3 protein-coding genes are annotated in these 2,310 nt (G+C 69.7%); 2 read left to right on the forward strand and 1 reads right to left on the reverse strand.

Features of this window, described 5'->3' with window-relative positions; genetic code table 11:
- Positions 1 to 258 (reverse strand): helix-turn-helix domain-containing protein (locus tag AC27IQ_RS22765; protein WP_487090895.1); only part of this gene is annotated, 258 nt, incomplete at its 3' end.
- A gap of 283 nt (positions 259 to 541) precedes the next feature.
- Here AC27IQ_RS22765 and AC27IQ_RS22770 point away from each other — a divergent pair.
- Together AC27IQ_RS22770 and AC27IQ_RS22775 are read left to right on the forward strand one after the other, a co-directional pair.
- Entirely contained in the window at positions 542 to 1,612 is a 1,071-nt protein-coding gene (locus AC27IQ_RS22770) for a hypothetical protein (RefSeq protein ID WP_487090896.1), read from the forward strand.
- A 152-nt stretch (positions 1,613 to 1,764) separates the two neighbouring features.
- The coding region (locus AC27IQ_RS22775; protein ID WP_487090897.1) for an HAD family hydrolase at positions 1,765 to 2,310 on the forward strand (546 nt) is incomplete at its 3' end.

Genomic DNA, 2,310 nt, shown 5'->3' on the forward strand with positions numbered 1-2,310 from the left:
CGGCGCGAGCGCCAGCACGTCGCGCACGAACAGGTCGGTGGCCCCGTCGGCCAGCCAGAAATCCACCAGTGCGATGGCTGGGGCACCGCGCTGGGCGATGGTGCGCAGGGCTTCGGCCGGGCTACCCGCACTCACCGCATCGTCCAGTTTCTTGTGTAACCGCAGGAACGCGGCCATGCCGTGTGCGACGAGAGGGTGGTCGTCCACGACCAGCCCGTAAGAGTCGCCGCCAGGGCGCAGGGGTTCAGAAAAGCTCAAGGAAACTTCCGTGCCGGTGCAGGCTGCCCGCCCTCGGAACCGATGCACCGCGTAACAAATACCCCCCGAAAGGGGGGAGGGCATGGGATGCAATGTACTGAAAATCACCCGCTCCTTGCACCGAACCGGGTGGATATCGTCCGCGTCCGTTGCTTTGATGCCAGTCACCCCGACGCAGGGACGTGCCGGCGCCTTTGTGGCCGGACCACGCGCGTCCGCTGCGATCGTGGGTGTTCTCCCTTCCGGGAGGGCATCTGTTCAACCCCTTTTCAGGAAACACACCATGAACACTGCGGACCTGACCCGCCGAACGGCTGCGGCCTTGATCGTCTCCCTGCTGGCCGCCTGCGGCGGAAGCGACGGCAGTGGCGACCCCACGGCGCCGACCGCCCCGGGAACGCCCGCACCCGCCCCCTCGCCCGAGCCGACCACGCCCACCCCGGCGCCTTCGCCCGCTCCGGCCCCCGCCAGCGTGACCGGCCAATACCGCCAGGAAAGCGCGGCCACGTCGATGGAGGCCGCCCTGGCGGCCATGAACGCCCAGGGCGCCCAGGGCTACGCGTTCGTGTCCACCTTCGTGGCCGATGCCGGTGGCAGCGCGCAGGCATCGGGCGACTTCTACCTGCAGGACACGGCCCATGCCGGATCGCGCCTGCAATACGCGGCCATCGCGCAGCCCGCCACGGCGGACGCGCTGCTGGCGCTGCTCAACCAGCAGGGCGCGGGCGGCTTCGCGTACAAGGCGCCTTTGTCGTTCGGCTCGGCATCAGGCATCCAGGGTCTCTTCGTGAAGGACACATCCAAGTCCCTCACCTACACCTATGAGCGGCAGCCGATGTCGTCCGCACTGTCGCGCGACGGCTTCGTGGCCCAGCTCAACGCGCAGGGCGCGCGCGGTTTTCGCCTGGTGGGGCCGATGGTGGCAGGCAGTGAATCCTTCAACCTCTACATGAAGGATTCGTCGGCCAATACCTATGCCTACGTGGGCCTGGACGGCTTGCCGTCGTCCCCGGCCACCTACGGCGACGCATTGCGCCAGCGGCTGGACGAGCAGGGCGGGCAAGGCCGCCTGTGGATCGGGGACTTCGTGCTGCAGGCGGGCGCGAGCGCGAGCATCTTCGAAAAGAGCGCGGCCCAGAGCGGTGCCATCCGCTACAGCGTGGAGCCGTCGAGCGGTACGCAGAGCCTGGCGCAGCTGCAGTCCCAGTTCAATGCGCGGGCGGCCCAGGGCCTGTTCTATTACAGCGACGTGGGTGTCACCGATCTCGGCACCAGCCAGAGTGCGCGGTTCTCGGTCTCGGTCGGGGGCGCGCTCGCCATGCGCAACCCCTTGGCGGGCATCACCTATCCGTGAAGGCCGGCAGCGTCCGGGCCGGCGCAGGCATGCGGTAGATTCCGGGCTGGTTTCCAGCGGCGCCGGCTTCGGCGCCGCCGGATGCATCGCACGCAGTGCCTGTGCTGCCTGCCCCTCGCGCCGATCCTGCGCGCTCCCGCCCCGACCCTGCCATGCCCCCATCCGTCCTGCCTTCTTCCTACGACGCCGTGCTGTTCGACTGCGACGGCGTGCTCGTGGACAGCGAACCCATCACCCACCGCGTGCTGCGCGACCGGCTCGAAGCCTCGGGCTGGTCGCTCACGCCCGAGGAATGCCTGGCCATCTTCCTGGGCAAGGCCGTGCGCAGCGAGGCGGCGCGCATCGAGGCCGAAACCGGCCAGCCGCTGACCGACGCCTGGATGGCCGATTTCTACGCCCGCCGCAATGCCGCCCTGCAGGCCGAGCTGGGCCCCATTCCCGGCGCCCCCGATGCCGTGCGTGACGTGCATGCGCGGCTCGGAGGGCGCATCGCCTGCGCGTCGGGTGCCGACCGCTTCAAGGTGGAGCTGCAACTGGCCAAGGTGGGGCTGACGCCGTTCTTCCAGGGCCGCGTCTTCAGCGGCCACGAAATGCCCCGCACCAAGCCCGCGCCCGATGTGTACCTGGCCGCGGCCGCCGCGCTGGGCGTGGCCCCGGCGCGCTGCCTGGTGGTGGAGGATTCGGTCACGGGCGTGCAG

This window comes from Acidovorax sp. KPB24-07 (assembly GCF_057543315.1).